Annotated in this window: 15 protein-coding genes; 8 read left to right on the top strand and 7 right to left on the bottom strand. The window is 57.8% G+C overall.

Going from position 1 to position 18,213, the window contains the following annotated elements; all coding sequences use genetic code 11:
* Window positions 1–3: 3 nt before the first annotated feature.
* The gene (locus GOV89_RS10245; protein ID WP_171178021.1) at window positions 4–810 is read right to left on the bottom strand and encodes a thioesterase family protein; all 807 of its coding nucleotides are present in this window, start codon (window positions 808–810) and stop codon (window positions 4–6) included.
* 8 nt (window positions 811–818) lie between these two features.
* Entirely contained in the window at window positions 819–2,048 is a 1,230-nt protein-coding gene (locus tag GOV89_RS10240) for an acyl-CoA dehydrogenase family protein (RefSeq protein WP_254451518.1), read from the bottom strand.
* 131 nt (window positions 2,049–2,179) lie between these two features.
* Here GOV89_RS10240 and GOV89_RS10235 point away from each other — a divergent pair, with 131 nt between their 5' ends.
* Window positions 2,180–3,115, top strand: a complete 936-nt coding sequence (locus tag GOV89_RS10235) for a glyoxylate/hydroxypyruvate reductase A (protein ID WP_171238112.1) — start codon at window positions 2,180–2,182, stop codon at window positions 3,113–3,115.
* A gap of 15 nt (window positions 3,116–3,130) precedes the next feature.
* On the opposite strand, the gene GOV89_RS10230 is transcribed toward GOV89_RS10235, so the two are convergent.
* On the bottom strand, window positions 3,131–3,487 hold the full coding sequence (locus GOV89_RS10230; RefSeq protein WP_171178025.1) for a hypothetical protein: 357 nt from the start codon (window positions 3,485–3,487) through the stop codon (window positions 3,131–3,133).
* 174 nt (window positions 3,488–3,661) lie between these two features.
* Between GOV89_RS10230 and GOV89_RS10225 the strand changes: the two genes are divergently transcribed.
* The 3 genes from GOV89_RS10225 (at window position 3,662) to GOV89_RS10215 (ending at window position 5,962) form a co-directional block, all read left to right on the top strand.
* Complete coding sequence (locus GOV89_RS10225; protein WP_171178027.1) at window positions 3,662–4,489, top strand: bifunctional allantoicase/(S)-ureidoglycine aminohydrolase; 828 nt, start codon at window positions 3,662–3,664, stop codon at window positions 4,487–4,489.
* Between the two features lie 117 nt (window positions 4,490–4,606).
* Window positions 4,607–4,921 (top strand): hypothetical protein, encoded by a 315-nt coding sequence (locus tag GOV89_RS10220; protein WP_171238111.1) that lies wholly within the window; start codon window positions 4,607–4,609, stop codon window positions 4,919–4,921.
* A 54-nt stretch (window positions 4,922–4,975) separates the two neighbouring features.
* Window positions 4,976–5,962 carry a type I glyceraldehyde-3-phosphate dehydrogenase gene (locus tag GOV89_RS10215; protein ID WP_171238110.1) on the top strand — a complete coding sequence of 329 codons (987 nt, stop codon included), beginning with the start codon at window positions 4,976–4,978 and terminating at the stop codon, window positions 5,960–5,962.
* 46 nt (window positions 5,963–6,008) lie between these two features.
* Here the strand turns inward: GOV89_RS10215 and GOV89_RS10210 are convergent, their stop codons facing one another.
* From GOV89_RS10210 to puuE, 3 genes are read right to left on the bottom strand one after another with little or no spacing between them, the layout of a single operon-like run.
* On the bottom strand, window positions 6,009–7,439 hold the full coding sequence (locus GOV89_RS10210) for a uracil-xanthine permease family protein (RefSeq protein ID WP_171178033.1): 1,431 nt from the start codon (window positions 7,437–7,439) through the stop codon (window positions 6,009–6,011).
* Window positions 7,440–7,481: 42 nt separating this feature from the next.
* Window positions 7,482–7,988: an ureidoglycolate lyase gene (locus tag GOV89_RS10205; protein WP_171178035.1), complete on the bottom strand. Its 507-nt coding sequence runs from the start codon at window positions 7,986–7,988 to the stop codon at window positions 7,482–7,484.
* A complete protein-coding gene (gene puuE / locus GOV89_RS10200; RefSeq protein ID WP_171238109.1) occupies window positions 7,985–9,403 on the bottom strand; it encodes an allantoinase PuuE in 1,419 nt (472 codons plus the stop codon). The genes GOV89_RS10205 and puuE overlap by 4 nt, the downstream gene beginning before the upstream one ends.
* 164 nt (window positions 9,404–9,567) lie before the next feature.
* Here puuE and uraH point away from each other — a divergent pair, with 164 nt between their 5' ends.
* The gene (gene uraH / locus GOV89_RS10195; protein ID WP_171238108.1) at window positions 9,568–9,924 is read left to right on the top strand and encodes a hydroxyisourate hydrolase; all 357 of its coding nucleotides are present in this window, start codon (window positions 9,568–9,570) and stop codon (window positions 9,922–9,924) included.
* Between the two features lie 15 nt (window positions 9,925–9,939).
* Here uraH and GOV89_RS10190 read toward each other — a convergent pair whose 3' ends face one another.
* A complete protein-coding gene (locus GOV89_RS10190) occupies window positions 9,940–10,860 on the bottom strand; it encodes a LysR family transcriptional regulator (RefSeq protein WP_171238107.1) in 921 nt (306 codons plus the stop codon).
* Between the two features lie 96 nt (window positions 10,861–10,956).
* On the opposite strand from GOV89_RS10190, the gene GOV89_RS10185 reads away from it, so the two are divergent.
* The 3 genes from GOV89_RS10185 (at window position 10,957) to GOV89_RS10175 (ending at window position 18,212) form a co-directional block, all read left to right on the top strand.
* Window positions 10,957–12,180 carry a urate hydroxylase PuuD gene (locus GOV89_RS10185; RefSeq protein WP_171238106.1) on the top strand — a complete coding sequence of 408 codons (1,224 nt, stop codon included), beginning with the start codon at window positions 10,957–10,959 and terminating at the stop codon, window positions 12,178–12,180.
* A gap of 141 nt (window positions 12,181–12,321) precedes the next feature.
* Entirely contained in the window at window positions 12,322–14,127 is a 1,806-nt protein-coding gene (locus GOV89_RS10180) for an autotransporter assembly complex family protein (RefSeq protein WP_171238105.1), read from the top strand.
* Window positions 14,124–18,212, top strand: coding sequence for a translocation/assembly module TamB domain-containing protein (locus GOV89_RS10175; protein WP_254451516.1), 4,089 nt, complete (start codon window positions 14,124–14,126; stop codon window positions 18,210–18,212). The genes GOV89_RS10180 and GOV89_RS10175 overlap by 4 nt, the downstream gene beginning before the upstream one ends.
* Window position 18,213 lies beyond the last annotated feature (1 nt).

Here is an 18,213-nt window from a genome sequence, read left to right as displayed (position 1 = left end):
GTGTCATCCCGGCGGAAACAGCACCAGCGTCTGCAACGCCGTGCCAACGGGACCTTGCGTGTCATAAAGCACCGATTGTGACATCCCGATGCCCGACGGCTGCCAATGCGAGACCGAGTTTGTGGCCAACCAATCGGAAATTGGCTCGCGGTGAATATTTACGGTCAGGTCCGTGTTCATGAAACCCATTTCCGACGTCGGCGCGTTCCACGAAATGCCGTTGCCGCAATCGGCCAGCGGACAAAGGGCCTGAATGGGCGATTGCACTTCACCCTGTAAAAGAAGCGGGGTCCGCATCCACACCGTTTTGGGCCCGGCCCCCTGCTTGCCGCCTGTCGGATACCGAATGTCGCTGTAATGGGCAAAACCGGGCAGGTCGTGACGAATCTCACCAATTGGAAACGGGCCGTCGACTGTATCCTCGATCCGGGGCGCGGTGGTTTTCACATTGGCAACCGGTCCAAGATCACGACGCACCAGGTGCATGGTCGAGGCCGTAGCACAGAGCGTGTCGTTCAGGTCGTGTACCGTAACCCGCGTGGTGGCCAGTGTCTTTGTGTGGCGCGTGGTTTCCGCTGCAACCCGCAAACCGGCCAACGGCAGAGGGCGCAGCAGGTCGACAGTCAGACGGGTCAGCATCTTTTCCGGACCGACTTCGGTTTCCGCCGCCCGCACGATCAAACCACTCACTGGCCCTGCATGGCAGTGATCGGCAGACCATGGACCACGTGCGGGATCGTTGCCGACAAACGCCCCGTCTTCTCGTTGATGAAAATAGGTCTTGTCGGCGAAATCGAGCGCTGCTGCCATAGGCCCCCTCAGATCTTTTCTTGCGTATATTTCTTCAACTCGGCCCGCGCCACCTGACGGCGATGCACCGCATCTGGCCCATCGGCCAATCGCAGGGTCCGCACATGGGTCCAGGCCGTCGCAAGCGGTGTGTCCTGACTGATGCCCTGCGCACCGAACATCTGTACCGCTTCGTCGATCACCTTCAGCGCAACTTTTGGTGCAACGACCTTGATCTGGCTGATCCAAGGTGCGGCTGCCCGCGCGTCGCCCTGATCCATGTACCAAGCGGCTTTCAGGCACAGCAACCGGGCCATCTCGATCTCCATCCGGCATTCGGCAATAATGTCGTAATTGGCCCCGAGCTGCGCCAGTTTCTTGCCAAACGCCTCGCGTTGCAGCGACCGTTTGCACATCTGCTCCAGCGCGCTTTCGGCCTGTCCGATGGCGCGCATACAGTGGTGGATGCGGCCCGGCCCAAGGCGACCTTGCGCAATCTCGAACCCGCGCCCTTCGCCCAGCAGAATGTTTTCGGCCGGAACGCGTACGTTGGTGAAACGGATATGCATGTGGCCGTGTGGTGCATCATCGTGTCCGTAAACCTGCATGGGGCGCAAAACCTCGATCCCTGGAGCGTCTGCAGGCACCACGATCATCGATTGCCGCTTGTGTTTGGGCTGTTCGTCGCCGCCGGTTTTGACCATCACGATATAGACTTTACATCGCGGATCGCCCGCGCCCGAAGACCACCATTTTTCACCATTGAGGACATAGTCATCCCCGTCCCGCACACAGGACATCGACACATTGGTCGCGTCAGACGAGGCCACATCAGGTTCGGTCATTAAATAGGCAGACCGGATCTCACCTTCGAGCAAAGGCTTCAGCCATTGCTCTTTCATCTTCTCAGACCCGTAGCGTTCGAAAACTTCCATATTTCCGGTATCCGGGGCCGAGCAGTTGAACACTTCGGCCCCCAGGGGGGTCTTGCCCATCTCCTCGGCGAAATAGGCGTATTCGACGGTGGTCAGCCCAAATCCCTTGTCACTGTCGGTCAGCCAGAAATTCCACAACCCCGCCGCCTTGGCCTTGGCCTTTAGCCCTTCAAGAATTTCGGCTTGGCGCTGTGTGTACTGCCAGCGGTCGCCCTTGTTGATTTCGGCGTGATACTCTTCTTCCAACGGCATGACCTCATCCCGAATCATATCGGCAACACGTTGCAGAAGAACGCGATTTTCCTCGCGCAGGGTAAATGACATGTTCACGGACGCATCCTCCTGGTACATCGAGACGGGGCTATACTTTCGCGGCAAGGATGGCTTAACTGCCCCAAGCCTGTCCACCGCAGTGACGGGACGTCACCACTTCAAAATCAAAGCAGGAGCTGCGCATGGCGTTGTTGATCGAAACCGGGTTGTCCGATTGGATAGGCGACAGTGAAATTGCCGCCAAATTGCAGGCTGCTGCACCCGATGCGGATATCCGCACCCCTGAAACGCTTGGAAACCCCGAAGACATCACGATGTTGGCCTTGGTCAATATGCAAAGCGACCATCCCACACGCTTGCCGAACCTGAGGCTTGTTCAGAAGTTGGGGGCGGGCGTGGAAACCATTGTAAGCCATCCCGACCTTCCAGCCCATGTCCGCATCGCGCGTCTAAAGCCAGATGCACCGGCACAGGGTATCGCCGAGTGGTTTGTGGCTTACATCCTGCGCCGCCAACGGCATATGGCGTTCCATGAGGCCGCCCAAGCCCGGTCGGAATGGTCGCCGCGAGAGCCGATCTTTACACCCGACACAGTCGTAGGTGTTCTGGGTCTGGGCCATATCGGTGCCCGCACCGCTTTGATGCTGCGGGCCATCGGATTTCAGGTCATGGGTTGGAGCCGCACACCAAAATCCATAGAAGGTGTGACCTGTCTGCATGGACAAGACACCCTGCCCGAGCTTTTGGGTCAATGCGATCATGTGTGTGCTATTTTGCCTTCGACACCACAAACCGTTGGTTTGTTCGACGCAAAAACGCTGGAGTCGATGAAACCCAGTAGCCAGTTGCTGAACGCCGGGCGCGGGGATCTGATTGACGAAGCCGCCCTGATCGAAGCGCTGGACAAAGGCACACCGGCTCATGCCGTGCTGGACGTTTCATCAGTGGAACCTCTGCCGCAGGGCAGCCCGTTATGGGCCCATCCCGGCGTGACGATCACACCGCATGTCTCGGGGTGGCATCTGGGCGACGCGCTTTCAGACGTCGCCGAGAACTTTCAACGGCTCAACTCTGGCGCGCCCTTGCTGCATGAGGTGGATCGAGCTCAGGGCTATTGAGGCCCGTACCGCAGATCAGGGCGTGAGAATCCAGTTGCCATTGCCGTCATTGCACCGGCGGGTTCTGATCTCGCGGCTCTGATCCCCACCTTCCGGCTGAATTATGTGTTGAAGGCTGACGCAGTTCCCCTGCACATTTTGCACCCGGATCGTGCCTTTTGATCCGGTGTCGTCATTTTTCCAGGCCCGTTCCTGACCCACGGATGGCGTACCACTGGTCAGCAATGTGTTCGCGGTTACGTTGACCACTTCGAAATCCGCAGGCGACAAGCCCATCTCTGCAATGATTCGCGATAGGGGCTTGGCGTCTGCCAAACTGGTCATCAAAAGAACACCACAAGCGACGATTGCGGGCAAAAACTGGGCTTTCATAGCGGCCTCACAGAACTGAAATCATTTGTGTCCAAGGATATACCGCTGCCGCTGCAGGGCCAAGCCCCTGACGTCGACCTTCAAATTATCCCGAACAAACCTATCGCGCCGGTGGACCTATCTGCGCTCGGTCTTTGCGCCCATAGTGCCGTACAAACGACCCAGAGGCTCATGATGACCAACCCAACCTATTTTGCCCCAACCGGGGGCCATCCCGGTCAGGACCAACTGTTGACCGACCGCGCCATGTTCACGGACGCTTATGCGGTCATTCCCAAAGGCACGATGCGCGACATCGTCACCAGCTCCCTGCCTTTCTGGGAAGGCACGCGCCTGTGGGTTCTGTCGCGTCCGCTCAGTGGTTTCGCCGAAACGTTCTCGCAATACATCATGGAGGTACAACCCGGCGGTGGCAGCGACCAGCCTGAAACCGAAGCACAGGCCCAGGCCGTTCTCTTTGTGGTCGAGGGGGCTGTCACCTTAACCCTGAATGCCGAAAAACATGTATTGGAAACAGGGGGGTATGCCTATATTCCACCGGGAAGCGACTGGGCATTGCACAACACGGGTGACGCAGTCGCCCGGTTCCATTGGGTCCGCAAAGCCTATCAGTCGGTGCCCGGGCTGCCTTTGCCCGATCCGATCATAACCAACGAGCGAGACGTGACACCGGTCGAAATGCCGGGAACACAGGGCCGCTGGTCGACCACGCGGTTTGCCGACCCTCAGGACCTGCGCCATGACATGCATGTGAACATCGTCAATTTCGAACCCGGCGGGGTCATCCCGTTTGCCGAGACCCATGTGATGGAGCACGGGCTCTATGTGCTGGAAGGCAAAGCCGTCTATCGCCTCAATCAGGACTGGGTCGAGGTTGAAGCGGGCGATTACATGTGGTTGCGCGCCTTCTGCCCGCAAGCCTGTTATGCAGGTGGTCCGGGGCGATTCCGGTATCTGCTGTATAAGGACGTCAATCGGCACATGCCGTTGTCTTTGCCCTAAGGTAAACAGGTGGCTCGCAAAGGTGTGCCGTGAATTTGTGGCTTCGGGGCTTCACACGCGCGCCGGAATTTGCTGAAATCCAAGCAAATTCTGATTTTAAGCATTGGAGATTGTTCCATGAAACTGCGCCCTGCCCTGCTGGCCATCGCCGCATCTGCGACCCTTTTCACCTCGCCCCTTTCCGCCAAGGAAGAGACCAAGTCCGTGTTCGTCATGAGCCGCACCTGGGCGGTGACACAGGTCTCTGACGCGCCGGTTGTGTACCGCGCCACGCGTGACAACAACAACCTCAACCCGTTTGGCCCCCCGCCACGTTTGCGCACGCTTCAGGCCATCGCCGCAATTCAGCAGGCAACCGGGTGCAAACCGATCGTGGCCAGCATGTATCAGAACATATCGGGCCAGTTCTTTTCGCAGGTCAGCTGCAACTGACAGAACGTCAGTTAGGGCATTGAGGTCGCCTGACCACCCTGCCATAGCTTGCGCATGAAACTCGCGATTAACGGATTCGGCCGTATCGGCCGCACGATCCTGCGGCAGGTTCTGGCCTTGCCGCAAGGGTCAGATATCGAGCTGGTGCTGATCAATGACATAGCTCCGCTGGAAACATGCGCTTACCTGTTCAAGTACGACAGCACATTCGGCCCTTATCCCGGTGATGTGTCCCAAGGGGATGCCGCGCTGATTGTGGATGGGCGGACGATCCCAATGACGCACAGTGCCGATCTGACTCGCGTTGATCTGTCGGGCGTGGACGTGATGCTGGATTGTACAGGCATTGCCCGCAGCTCTGACGTTGCGCGCCGTGGTCTGACCGCAGGGGCTGGCAAAGTCCTGATCTCGGGTCCTTCGCCTGCTGCCGATGTCACCATTGTTCTCGGAGCCAACGAGGAGCAATTGGGAAGCGCCCGGATCGTTTCAAACGCGTCCTGCACCACCAATGGGTTGGTGCCGCTGGTCAAGGTCATCGACGATATCGGCGGTGTTGCGGCAGGGCACATGACGACAATCCACTGCTACACCAATAGTCAGCCCATGGTAGACGCCCCACGCGGCGACCTCGCCCGCTCACGTGCAGGTGCCCTATCGATGGTGCCCACCACATCGAGCGCCATGCACTTGATAGACGTCGTTCTGCCGCATCTGGCCGGGCGCATCTCTGGGGCGGCTGTCCGCGTTCCTACAGCAAGTGTGTCTGCCGTGGACCTAATAGTGACACTGGAACGGGGCCTGAGCGCGGATGCCTTTGAAGAGGCGCTGAAAGAGGCCGTTGCTGCATCCCCGGTCCTTGGCTGGACAGACATGCCGCTGGTCTCGTCCGACCTTCGCGCACGCTCGGAATCTCTAGTCATCGCCGGCACTGAAACCCGAATGGTCGGAGAAAACCAGGTGAGGGTCTTTGGCTGGTACGACAATGAATGGGGTTTCTCGGCGCGCATGCTGGACGTGGCCCGCCTTATGGCTGCCCAATAGCCGGACCGCGCCCCGCAATTGCGTGTGCGATCCGGCGTCGGCTTGGTTATTTGTGCCCCGACAAACTACCGGAACCGTGCCCGGACATCCCACCAGATACTTCTTCTGTGGCCTCGTCCGTAAGCTCTTCCGGCAGAACGAGATTGAGTACGATGGCAATAACCGCCGCAGGCAACAACCCACTTTTCATCAGGATACCCAGCGTGTCCGGCAAGTGCTGAACTGCATCGGGTTCAAGCTGCAACCCGAATCCGATGGAAAGCGAGATTGCAAAAATCACCATATTGCGACGGTTCCAGTCGACGTCAGACAGCATCGAAATACCCGCAGCCACAACCATCCCGAACATGACGATGACGCCCCCGCCCAACACCTCAATTGGAATGGTCCGGATGATTGCACCGACCTTGGGAACCAACCCGCACAGGATCAGGAACAAGGCACCAATGGTCACGACATGGCGGCTCATCACGCCGGTCATCGCGATCAGACCGACATTTTGGCTGAACGACGTGTTGGGCAATCCGCCGAATACACCGGCCAGCGCTGAACCGAAACCATCGGCGTAAGTAGCACCCGAGATTTCTTCATCTGTCGCTTCTCGACCTGCACCACCTTTGGTCACGCCCGAAACATCGCCAACAGTTTCGATGGCAGACACAAAAGCCATGAGGCAGAAACCGATCACAGCTGCAAATGAGAATTCAAACCCGTATTTAAACGGAACAGGCAGAGCAAACGCCGAAGCGCGACCCCAGCTTGCACCAATCGCTTCAAAGGTCACCATTCCGACCATCAATGCGTAAAGGTATCCAACCGCCAGACCAATCAAGACTGCTGAAACTGAAAGCATACCCCTGGCGAAGAATTTCAACGCAAGCGTTACAACAACAACGACCATCGCCGCTGACCAGTTCAGCATTGACCCGTATTCTGGTGTGCCGATCGCCGGAACCCCTCCAGCAGCGTACTGGATGCCAACCTTGACCAACGCCAGACCGATCATTGTGACCACAAGACCGGTCACCAGCGGCGGCAGAGCGAAGCGTATCTTCCCGATGACAGCCCCCAGACAGGCATGGAACACACCGCCGATGATCACGCCCCCGAACAAAGCTGCCAACCCGTCGACCCCTTTGCCCGCCACAAGAGGGATCATGATCGGCAGAAAGGCGAAACTTGTTCCCTGAACAATCGGCAACGCTGCCCCAACCGGACCCACAGTGACCGTCTGCAACAACGTTGCCACGCCGGCAAATAGCATCGACATCTGGATCAAGTACAAAAGCTCTGGGAAATCAGGCGAGTTCGAACCAAACCCAAACCCAGCTGCGCCAGCGACAATGATTGCAGGTGTCACGTTTGAGACGAACATCGCCAGAACGTGCTGAATACCCAGTGGAATCGCCTTGTGCAGCGCGGGTGTGAAATTCGGATCCCGAAGCTGTTCGGGTGTTCCAATTGAAGTTTCGGCCATGGGCACTGTCCTCTCAGTCAGAGTTCACGGGGGTATTGCCGCTTATCCCGCGGCTTCGTTGGGTTTCGGCACCACCTCATAGGGTGTGTCGAACCAGTGTTCTTCCAGATTTGATCCGGTGCCGATCCTGTCCACCACCGCAAACAGACCCGGGCCATGTAGAGGTGTCAGAACGCCATGCCATGTACCGCGGTGGTAATTCACCATCTGGCCCGGCTTGGTTATGAACGCGCGCGGAACGCCCGGTTCCCCGGCATTGTCTGCCGCGACGACCACCAGAAAAGGCTGATGCGTCATGGGAATGAAAGCCTGACTGCCATCCGGATGGCGCTCGACCATCTCAAGCGTGTAGGGCAATGAACGGGGGTTGGCGTTGAACAGGCTCAGCCCAGCCCGACCATCAGAAAAATCCAACCGCGCGCGGTCGTGAAACCGCCCGCATTGCCCTTGGTTGATGATCTTGTCGGGCGGTCCAGACGCCTCGATCAAATCGCCAAAAGGGGCAAATGCGTCTGCCGAGATTATTTCTGTCACGATCTGCCGGGTCATGCGGGCAACACATCCCTCAGACGAAACTCGGCGATCCGTTCAACCTGACGGCAGGCTTCGGCAAATTCCGTTGTGCGATCCTGTTCAATGCGTCGCTGAAAGGCTTCGAGGATCGACGCTTTGTTATGGTCCCGTACCGCAATTATGAAAGGGAACCCGAATGCCTGCGTGTAGCGCTGGTTCAGATCGGTAAACGCCTCACGCTCGGCATCGGTCAGTGCGTCCAAACCCGCTGACGCCTGTTCAGACGTGCTTTCCTGTGTCAGCCGCTTGGCCTGCGCCAGCTTGCCCGCCAGATCCGGATGCGCGGTCAGAACGCCCAAACGCTCGTCTTCTGAAGCCGAACGGAACATGCGCGTCAGCGCGTTGTGCAACCCGCCTGCGGTGTCATGTGCCGGGCCCAGCTCCAGATCAAAGGCGCGGTCAGCAATCCAGGCCGAATGCTCAAAAATACCGCCAAATGCCTCGACAAACGCGGTGCGGTCCATCTGTGACGGACGCACGCGATGCACCGGCGGATAGGAGGTTGCCCAATGTTGCGCGATTTGCAATCGCGTTGCGAACCAGACATCGGCAAATCCCCGTGCATAGTCCAAGAACCGTTTCAGCGCCATCACACGCCCCGGTCGGCCAATCAGGCGGCAATGCAAACCGATCGAGAGCATCTTGGGAACGCCCGCCTCACCCTCAGCGTACAGTGCATCAAAACTGTCTTTCAGGTACGCGAAGAACTGATCACCCGAATTGAACCCCTGCGGGGTGGCAAAACGCATGTCGTTGCAATCCAGTGTGTATGGCACGATCAACTGATCCCGCCCACCTGTCTGCAACCAATAAGGAAGATCGTCCGCATAGGTGTCGGCGACATAGGCAAACCCGCCCTCTTCCGCGACCAGACGCACCGTGTTTTCAGAACAGCGCCCCGTGTACCACCCGCGCGGACGTTCACCGACAACTTCTGTGTGCAAACGTATGGCCTCGGCTATTTGTGCGCGTTCTTCGTCCGGGGTCATATCTTTGTGTTCGACCCACTTGAGACCGTGGCTGGCAATTTCCCAACCAGCGGATTTCATCGCCGCCACCTGATCGGGCGACCGCGCCAGAGAAGTCGCCACGCCATACACCGTGATCGGAAGATCCTTCATCAGCCGATGCAAACGCCAGAACCCGGCGCGGGCGCCGTATTCATAGATCGACTCCATATTCCAGTGCCGCTGACCCGGCCACTGCGCGGCTCCCACGATCTCGGACAAAAACGCCTCGGACGCGTCATCGCCGTGCAGCACGCAGTTTTCGCCACCCTCTTCATAGTTCAGCACAATCTGAACGGCCAACTTGGCCCCGCCCGGCCACTTCGCCTGCGGAGGGTGTGCTCCGTATCCGATCATGTCCCGGGGGTAACGCGGCGGCTGCATGGTATGGTCCATTTCTATTTCTGTTTCCAACAGACTTACCCCAGAACACAGCCTTTGATTATCAAATCAATCCGAACGCTGTTTCCGGTTCTTTCGGCATTTCAACTGTTTCGAACTTTGCGCCAGACTGTCAAAAATCAAAAGGCACATGATAGGAGAGACCGGTGGCAGGCTATTTGACAACCCATGTTTTGGATACCGCACGTGGCTGCCCTGCCGTGGGGCTGAAAATCGCGCTTTACCGCGTGTCCGGCAACTCTCATCGCAAACTGGTTGAGATGGAAACCAACGCGGATGGCCGTACCGACAGCCCAATATTGCCGCAGGACGCATTTAAAACAGGCACTTACGAACTGATTTTCTTTGCAGGCGATTACCTGCGTGCAACAGGTCAGGACGGAGACGATCCCTTGTTTCTGGATCAGGTACCCATCCGGTTCGGCATGTCCGATGCAGAGGCGCATTACCATGTCCCGCTTCTGCTTTCGCCCTACGGCTATTCGACCTATCGCGGGAGCTGATCGAGAGCTGAGGTCTTAAGCTGGGAGCTCGGCGCTTCGAACGATTTTTCCGATCCGTTCGATCATGAAGTCCATGAACAAGCGAGCCTTCGGATCTTGATGTCGCCGGTGCGTGTAAAGACAGGCCATTTGCACAGAAACCGGCGGCGTTTCCGTTGCAACCGGGACCAGGCGTCCCGATCTGAGGTGTTCGGCGACTTCAAAAACGGGTTTCATTGCAATCCCTTGCCCTGACAAAGCCCAATCTGTCAGCACGTCTCCATCATCGCATTCAAACCGACCCGACACCGCAAAACGTTTCGGTCCCTCGGGGGTTTCAAGCATCCATTGAAACTCGGCCGCTCCCGGAAAGCGCAGGTTCAGGCATTCGTGTTTGTCGGCGACCAGATCAGCACCGGTTGATGGCATTCCGCGTCGCGATACATAGTCGGGGGCGGCACAAAGCACGCGCTGACAATCTGCGATCTTACGGATGCGTAGGGTGCTGTCTTCGGGTTGGCCGATAAAGAACGCCAGATCCAGCCCTTCGGTTGTCAGGTCGACAGACCGGTCCGTCAGGCGCAAGCGCACGTCTACTTCTGGGTACGCAGCCAGAAAATCAGGAACATGCGGTGCCAGCAGACGGCGACCCACCCCCAGCGGCGCCGCCGCAAACAATGATCCACGTGGGGCTTCGGTCAGATGGGTCACCTTAGCCTCGGCATCATCCACCGCGTCCAGAACCGCGACAGCTCCGGGATAAAACGCTTTGCCTTGCTCGGTCGGAGACAGATTGCGGGTCGTACGCTGAAAAAGGCGTACGCCTAAGTGATCCTCAAGCTGAGAAATCCGCGCTGAAGTCACAGCCGGAGAAATTCGCAGGTCTCGCCCCGCGGCGGACATGCTGCCCAGATCGTAGACCCTGACAAAGGTGCGGATGTTATCGAGATAGGACATCTTTTCGTTTTTTTTGATACAGTTTGACAATATACGGGAATACCGAAGAAAAGCCTGTTTGCCTAGTGTGGTGGCAACCAATCGGAGACCTCTGAAATGTACGACTTTGCAGTGTTCTGGGACTGGATGGCGTTTGCCGTGCGCTGGTTGCACGTGATCACCGCCATGGCCTGGATCGGATCCTCATTTTATTTCATCGCGTTGGACCTGGGGCTGAACCGCAATATTCCGGGTCCGGCGGATGGCGAGGAATGGCAGGTGCATGGCGGCGGCTTCTACCATATCCAAAAGTACCTGGTGGCCCCTGAACGGATGCCCGATAACCTGACCTGGTTCAAATGGGAAAGCTATTCAACCTGGCTCAGCGGTGCAGCGCTGCTGATGATCGTCTACTGGGTTGGAGGAGAGCTGTATCTGATCGATGCGGAAAAGGCCGATCTGGCCCTTTGGCAAGGTATTCTGATCTCGGCAGCCTCGCTGACCGTTGGATGGCTGGTCTATGATTTTCTGTGCAAGTCCGGGCTTGGGGAACGCCCCACTTTGCTGATGGTTTTGCTGTTCGTGCTGCTGGTCGCGATGGGTTGGGGCTACAACCAGATCTTCACCGGGCGTGCGATGATGCTGCATCTGGGCGCGTTCACCGCCACGATCATGACGGCAAACGTTTTCTTCATCATCATGCCCAATCAACGCATTGTGGTGGATGATCTGAAAAACGGGCGCACACCGGATCCGAAATACGGCAAGATCGCCAAACTGCGCTCGACGCACAACAACTACCTGACTTTGCCCGTCCTGTTCCTGATGCTGTCAAACCATTACCCGCTGGCTTTTGCGACGGAATACAACTGGATCATCGCCGCGCTTGTGTTCCTGATGGGCGTCACCATCCGGCACTATTTCAACACCCGCCATGCACGCGCCGGCAATCCCACCTGGACCTGGTTGGCCACGGCGCTGCTGTTCATTGCCATCATGTGGCTGTCGACAGCCCCGATGTACCAGCCGCTGGAAGAGGCAGAGGCACAGCCACTAACACCATATGAACAGAAATTTGCTGATGCGGACGGGTTCGAAGACGCCCATGACATTGTTCTTGGGCGCTGCTCGATGTGTCACGCGCGCGAGCCGGTGTGGGAGGGCATTCTTTGGGCCCCGAAGGGTGTGCTTTTGGAAACCGAGGCCGACATCGCCAGAAATGCAAAGCAAATCTATTTGCAGGCGGGCGTAACCCACGCGATGCCCCCGGCAAACGTAACCTACATGGAACCAGAAGACCGCCAGGCCATCATCCGGTGGGTGCGCAACGCAGGACTGTAGCAGAAACGCAATTTGCCCCAAAATTTCGCATCTGGCTGATAATCTCTTTCCCAGATCGCGCTCAGATGCTCTAACCTGAATGCAAAGGTCCGTGGCAAACACGGTGTATGATATTTGGAACTGGGACATTTGGGGCAATTCATGCAAGGGAGCAAGCCGCAAGGCCGTCTGAGGCGCTGGCTGGGTGTCGCTGTTTTGGCGTTGGCTCCAAACGTGTCACTGGCATTGGAAACCTCTCTGACTGCACCAGGTGCGTCCAAGGAGCTGGTGGATCGCCTGAAAGAGACGTCATCCGTCACCACGGCAGAAGAGCGCGGCCTGGACACCCCGCTTGAAATCCTTTCCGCCGCGCTGTCGGATTACCGCACAATTGTGCAGATTCTCTATGATGAGGGGTATTTCAGCCCTGTCGTCAGCATCAAATTAGACGGTCAGGAAGCCGCCGAGATAAGTTCGTTGACCGTGCCTGCTAAAATCGACCGAGCAGCAATTACGGTTGAGACTGGACCCAGCTTTAAATTTGGCACTGCCACAGTGCAGCCACTGGCCCCTGAAACCGTTCTGCCGGAAGAGTTTGCCACCGGCAAACTGGCCACAACCGGTGCAATTCAGCAGGCCACCTCGGCCGGTGTGCAAGGATGGCGGGATGCAGGCCATGCAAAGGCCGGGGTCGCTGGGCAAACCGTCATCGCGCGTCATTCACAGGCGCAGCTGGACGCTCAAGTCACGCTGGAACCTGGGCGCAGGCTGACATTTGGCAAGATGTTTATCAAGGGCGACACAGATGTGCGCCACACATCCATCGAAAAGATCGCTGGTTTCCCAAGTGGCGAGGTTTATTCGCCTGAAAAGATCCAAAAGGTCGGAACGCGTCTGCGCCGCACCGGCACGTTCAACGTCGTCTCGCTGCAAGAGCGCGAGACACCAAACCCGGATGGAACGTTGGACTTCGATGCCACGTTCGAGGACCTGCCCAAGCGACGGTTGACCTTCGGGGTCGAACTGGCCTCGCGCGATGGCGTTGACGTCACCGCGACCTGGACCCATCGCAACATGTTCAAACGTGCCGAGCGTTTGCGATTTGAAGCGGCGATACGCAATATCGGCGGGGCCGAGGATATCGATGGCCGGATCGGGTTGCGCCTGGATCAACCGGATCGCCTCGGGCCGGACGACAACACGTTCTGGAGCGCATTGCTGGAACGGCGCAACACGGAAAACTACAACGTATCGGTTGCGTCCTTGGCCTATGGTGCACGCCGCACCTTTTCCGACAATTTGTATGCCGAGGCGTCCGCCGGATTTCAACTTTCAAACGCCGATGACGCCTATGGCAGCGGTCGCAAGTTCAGGTATTTCATCCTGCCCTTCCGATCTGAATGGGACCAACGCGACAGCAAAGTCAGCGCCACGCGGGGGTTTTATTTGGATTCGCAAGTCATGCCCTTTGTCGGAATTTCCGGAACGGACACCGGTATCCGCCTGTTCTTTGATGGCCGGGCTTATACAAGCCTGGGGACCGGCGGTCGGATCGTTCTGGCCGGGCGCGCGCAATTGGGCTCAGTCATCGGCCCGCCTGCAGATGGCGTAACGCCCGATTTTCTGTTCTTCTCGGGCGGCGCGGGCACTGTTCGCGGGCAACCCTTCGAAAGCCTTGGCATTCCAGTCGGAACCGGCATCGCAGGCGGCAAGTCGTTTATCGGTTTGTCTGGCGAAATCCGCGGCAAGATCACTGATAGCCTGTCACTGGTCGGGTTTTATGACTACGGTGTTGTCGATACGTCCTCGTTCATTGGCAGCGGTGCAGAAGATCACGCCGGCGCCGGTATCGGCGTAAGATATGATCTGGGCGGATTTGGACCTTTACGACTTGATCTCGCCTATCCGGTGAGTGGCCCCACCGGGGACGGCCTGCAGTTTTACATCGGGATCGGACAGGCATTTTGAAACGGCACCTTTCATATACTCTGCTGATCGGAACGCTGACGTTTGCACCTGTCGCCGGACTGGCGCAGGAGGATGAAGGCGGCAGCATGATCGAAAGGTTCCTGCAGGACACGCTGTCAGGAGACGATCAAAACGTGACGGTCTCGGGTCTGCAAGGCGCGCTGAGTTCGCGGGCTACAATCGACGAGATCACTGTTGCCGATGACGAGGGGGTCTGGCTGACCATTAAGGATGCCGTGCTGGACTGGAACCGACTGGCATTGATCCGTGGCCGGTTTTCCGTCAACGCCCTGACTGCACAGGAAATTGACATCGCCCGCACCCCGGGCACAACCACCAAAGATACGCCGCCCCCAGCAGCCGAAACGCAAGCCTTTCAACTGCCCGAACTTCCCGTCGCAATTGAAATCGGTGAAATCAGCATCAGCGAACTGTCTCTGGGCGAGCCGCTGATCGGCGTTGCGGCAGAGTTGGCAGTGAATGGTAACCTGTCGTTGGCGGATGGCACGCTGGACACCAATCTTGATATCACGCGCCTGGACCGCGCCGGGGACGAAATCAAGCTAAGCGCAGGATTTCAGAACGCCGACAGCCAGATCGACCTTGACCTACAAGTGACCGAGGCGGCGGGCGGCCTGATTTCGACGGCTCTCAATATCCCAGACAGCCCACCCATTGGGTTGACCGCAAAAGGGTCTGGGCCAGTAAGCGACTTCACCGCCGATATTGGTCTCAGCAGCGATGGCCAGCCGCGTGTGACCGGGCAGGTTCGACTACGTTCAGCCCCGAACGCTGCGGCAAGCGCAGATGAAGGCATTGCCTTTACTGCCGATCTGGGCGGTGATCTAACACCCTTTGTCGCCGACAACATGGATACGTTTTTCGGCACCAAAACACAGTTGTTCGTGGACGGTCGAACCGAGCCGGATGGCGCGCTGAACATCAGCGACCTTGAGCTGACATCGCAAGCGCTGAACCTCGAAGGTGAACTGCAACTCGCTGCTGGTGGCCAACTGCAATTGGCCGCTTTGCAGGGGCGGATCACGCCGCCGGAAGGGCAAAGCGTGGTTTTGCCGGTTTCGGGGGGCGAAACATCTATTGAGGCGGCACAGATTTCAGCGTTGTTTGATGAGAAAAACGGCAATCTTTGGGACCTGAGCCTTACGGCCAACGGAATAAAGACGCCACAGATCGATTTGCAACGTGCGCAAATCTCGGCACAGGGGACGCTGGAACAAGGGACGGCCCTGCAACTGGATGGCGATCTTCAGGCTGCTCTGGACGGGATCGACCTGGCTGACGATGCGCTGAACGCAGCCGTGGGCGAGCGCGTCACGCTGGATGGTTTGTTCGCCTATGGCAGTGATCAAACGGTAAACCTGTCTGGCGTGGAGCTGGTTGGTTCTGATTATGAACTGGGGCTGGACGCGGTGATCAGCGGCCTGTCTACCGGTTTGGCCGTAGATGGCACAGCCACGTTGCAGGCGACGGACTTGTCACGGTTTTCGGATCTCGCGCAGATGGAGCTTGGCGGTCGAGCCTCTGCCCGGCTTGTCGGGAAAGGCTCTCCTCTGGAGGGCAGCTTTGATGGCAAGCTCGAGGTAGAGGGTAATGACCTGTCCACAGGGCGTGATGACATCGATCCCGTCATTCGCGGCGACAACAAAATCACTGTCGACGCTAAGCGTAGTGCAGATGGGATTACGATCCGGGACTTCACCCTGATCGGCGACACACTGCGCGCGAAAGCTGATGGCGCAGTGACGACCCCCGGCGGCAACCTGACCATCGACGGGCAGGCCACGGTTAATGCCCAGGATCTTTCCATCTTCTCCGGCCTTGCAAATCGTGAGCTTGGCGGTGCCATACAGGCACAGCTGAGCGGTAAAGGCGCAGTTCAGACGCTGGAATTCGACGGCACCGCCAGCGTAACAAGCCGAGACATCAAAACTGGTATGTCCGAGATCGACCCCCTGCTTGTTGGTCGGACCGAAATTACCTTTGATGGCGCGCTTAGCCAGGATCAAATCGTGATCCGGGACGCCAAGGTGAACGGAACCGCCCTAACGGCCCAAGCGGCAGCTACGATCGACGATCCGACAAACGCGCTGGCTGTGGATGGACAAGCCAGCCTGAATGTCCCGAACCTGTCTTTGTTCTCGGGCCTTGCCAAACGCGATCTGGCCGGATCGATCAAAACCGACCTTTCGGGCAAAGGTGCTGTAGGCAGCAAGAGCTTTGACGTGAAAGGCAGTCTTGATGCGAATGATATCAAAACCGGAATCGACACCGTTGACAAACTGATCCAAGGGCGCACGACCTTGACCGTGGATGCGCAGAATGGCGATGCAGGGCTTGATATCCGCAGTTTCCGTTTTAAGGGAACTGCCCTGTCGGCAGAGGCTTCCGGCAAACTCGACCGCGACGCCGGAGGGTTGAGCTTTACAGCCGCCCTGGACGATTTGGGACGGCTGTCAGAAACCCTCACAGGCCCATTGAAACTGGATGGAAACGTTGCGCCCACAAGCACTGGTTTCGAAGGCACTGCCAATTTGCAGGGGCCTGACAGCTCTTATGCCAAAGTCGCGGGTTCAGTTGACACGAATGGCGCAGCGGACCTGGATTTCGACGCAAAGTTCAACCGTATCGAAAGGTTTGTGCCTGAATTCCCGGGCACCATCGCAGCATCGGGCAACGCAACGCGGGACAATGGGCTTTGGACCATCGATGCCAAAGCCGAAGGGCCTGCTGACATAACCAGTACCGTCGCCGGAACCTTCGATGAAACCAGCACAGAGGCCAATCTGACCGCGCAGGGCGGGGTCAATCTTGGGATTGCAAATATCTTTATAACGCCCAACAAGATCGAAGGGTCGGCACGTTTCGACCTGGCCTTGAATGGCGCACCGTCTTTGGCTTCTCTTAGCGGGTCGATCACCACATCTGGCACATCAGTTGCCATTCCCGGTGCTGGCCAGACAATCACCGGTATCAGCGGTCAGATCGATCTTGCGCAAAGCCGTGCAACCATCAACCTCAGCGGTGGTGTGCGGGCTGGTGGTGGTTTTACCGTCAGCGGCCCTGTTGACCTCGCGCCACCGTTTAACGCTCAGATCACCACCGCGTTGAACAGTCTCGTGCTAACGGATCAGTTGCTTTACGAAACCACCTTGAACGGCCAGATCGCAATGACCGGGGCCTTGGCCGGAAACAGTTCACTGGCCGGGCAAATCACGTTCGACGAAACAAACATCAATCTTGCAGCCGCCGCAGGCGCGGTCGGCGCAGCCCCAATCCCCGAGATAAAGCATATCAACGAAAGCCGCTCTGCTTTTGTTACGCGTGAACGCGCGGGGCTGGTTGTCACAGAAGAAGCTAGCCAAAGCAATTCCAGAATTGCGCTGGACATCAGCCTGCTGGCCCCCAAAGCCGTGTTTGTTCGTGGGCGGGGCGTGAACGCAGAGCTGGGCGGACGGATTTTCATCGGTGGCACCACCGCTGCTGTCGTTCCATCGGGTCAGATCGAATTGATCCGAGGCAATTTCGACATTCTGGGCCGTAGGCTGGCCCTGACCAAAGGCATCGTCACGCTGCAGGGCGACTTGACGCCTTACATCGAGTTCGAATCCTCGGCCAGCACCTCTGATGGCACCGCAACAATTGAGATTGCGGGACCGTTGGATTCACCTGAAGTGGATGTGTTCTCTGATCCCGAACGCCCGGCTGAAGAGGCGTTGGCAATGCTGCTGTTTGGAAATCGGTTCTCAGAAATATCGCCATTCCTGATCGCACAGATGGCAGCGTCGCTGGCACAACTCAGCGGCGCGGGTGGCGACGCAACCAAGGGTCTGCGTGAATCCACCGGCGTGGATACAATTGATGTCGGCGCATCGGAAAGTGGTGCTGGCCGGTTGGGGGCTGGCGCCTATCTGGGTGAGAACCTGTATACCGACTTTACCGTCAACACCGAAGGTGACACCGAAGTGAACCTGAACTTGGATGTGACTGACAACTTTACCGTCAAAGGCACAGTTGATGGCCGCGGCGAAACCGGCATCGGGGTGTTTTTCGAACGCGATTACTAGG

The organism is Ruegeria sp. HKCCA5763, assembly GCF_013034545.1.
In the GTDB taxonomy this organism is placed as follows: domain Bacteria; phylum Pseudomonadota; class Alphaproteobacteria; order Rhodobacterales; family Rhodobacteraceae; genus Ruegeria.
Note: the sequence above shows the minus strand (reverse complement) of the source record. Positions and strands in the feature narration are given on the sequence as shown.

What these genes read in the sequence shown, in the direction of transcription:
- GOV89_RS10245 (WP_171178021.1), bottom strand. Translation starts at nt 810, where the DNA reads ATGGCAGCAGCGCTCGATTTCGCCGACAAGACCTATTTTCATCAACGA.
- GOV89_RS10240 (WP_254451518.1), bottom strand. Translation starts at nt 2,048, where the DNA reads ATGTCATTTACCCTGCGCGAGGAAAATCGCGTTCTTCTGCAACGTGTT.
- GOV89_RS10235 (WP_171238112.1), top strand. Translation starts at nt 2,180, where the DNA reads ATGGCGTTGTTGATCGAAACCGGGTTGTCCGATTGGATAGGCGACAGT.
- GOV89_RS10230 (WP_171178025.1), bottom strand. Translation starts at nt 3,487, where the DNA reads ATGAAAGCCCAGTTTTTGCCCGCAATCGTCGCTTGTGGTGTTCTTTTG.
- GOV89_RS10225 (WP_171178027.1), top strand. Translation starts at nt 3,662, where the DNA reads ATGACCAACCCAACCTATTTTGCCCCAACCGGGGGCCATCCCGGTCAG.
- GOV89_RS10220 (WP_171238111.1), top strand. Translation starts at nt 4,607, where the DNA reads ATGAAACTGCGCCCTGCCCTGCTGGCCATCGCCGCATCTGCGACCCTT.
- GOV89_RS10215 (WP_171238110.1), top strand. Translation starts at nt 4,976, where the DNA reads ATGAAACTCGCGATTAACGGATTCGGCCGTATCGGCCGCACGATCCTG.
- GOV89_RS10210 (WP_171178033.1), bottom strand. Translation starts at nt 7,439, where the DNA reads ATGGCCGAAACTTCAATTGGAACACCCGAACAGCTTCGGGATCCGAAT.
- GOV89_RS10205 (WP_171178035.1), bottom strand. Translation starts at nt 7,988, where the DNA reads ATGACCCGGCAGATCGTGACAGAAATAATCTCGGCAGACGCATTTGCC.
- puuE (WP_171238109.1), bottom strand. Translation starts at nt 9,403, where the DNA reads ATGCAGCCGCCGCGTTACCCCCGGGACATGATCGGATACGGAGCACAC.
- GOV89_RS10190 (WP_171238107.1), bottom strand. Translation starts at nt 10,860, where the DNA reads ATGTCCTATCTCGATAACATCCGCACCTTTGTCAGGGTCTACGATCTG.
- GOV89_RS10185 (WP_171238106.1), top strand. Translation starts at nt 10,957, where the DNA reads ATGTACGACTTTGCAGTGTTCTGGGACTGGATGGCGTTTGCCGTGCGC.
- GOV89_RS10180 (WP_171238105.1), top strand. Translation starts at nt 12,322, where the DNA reads ATGCAAGGGAGCAAGCCGCAAGGCCGTCTGAGGCGCTGGCTGGGTGTC.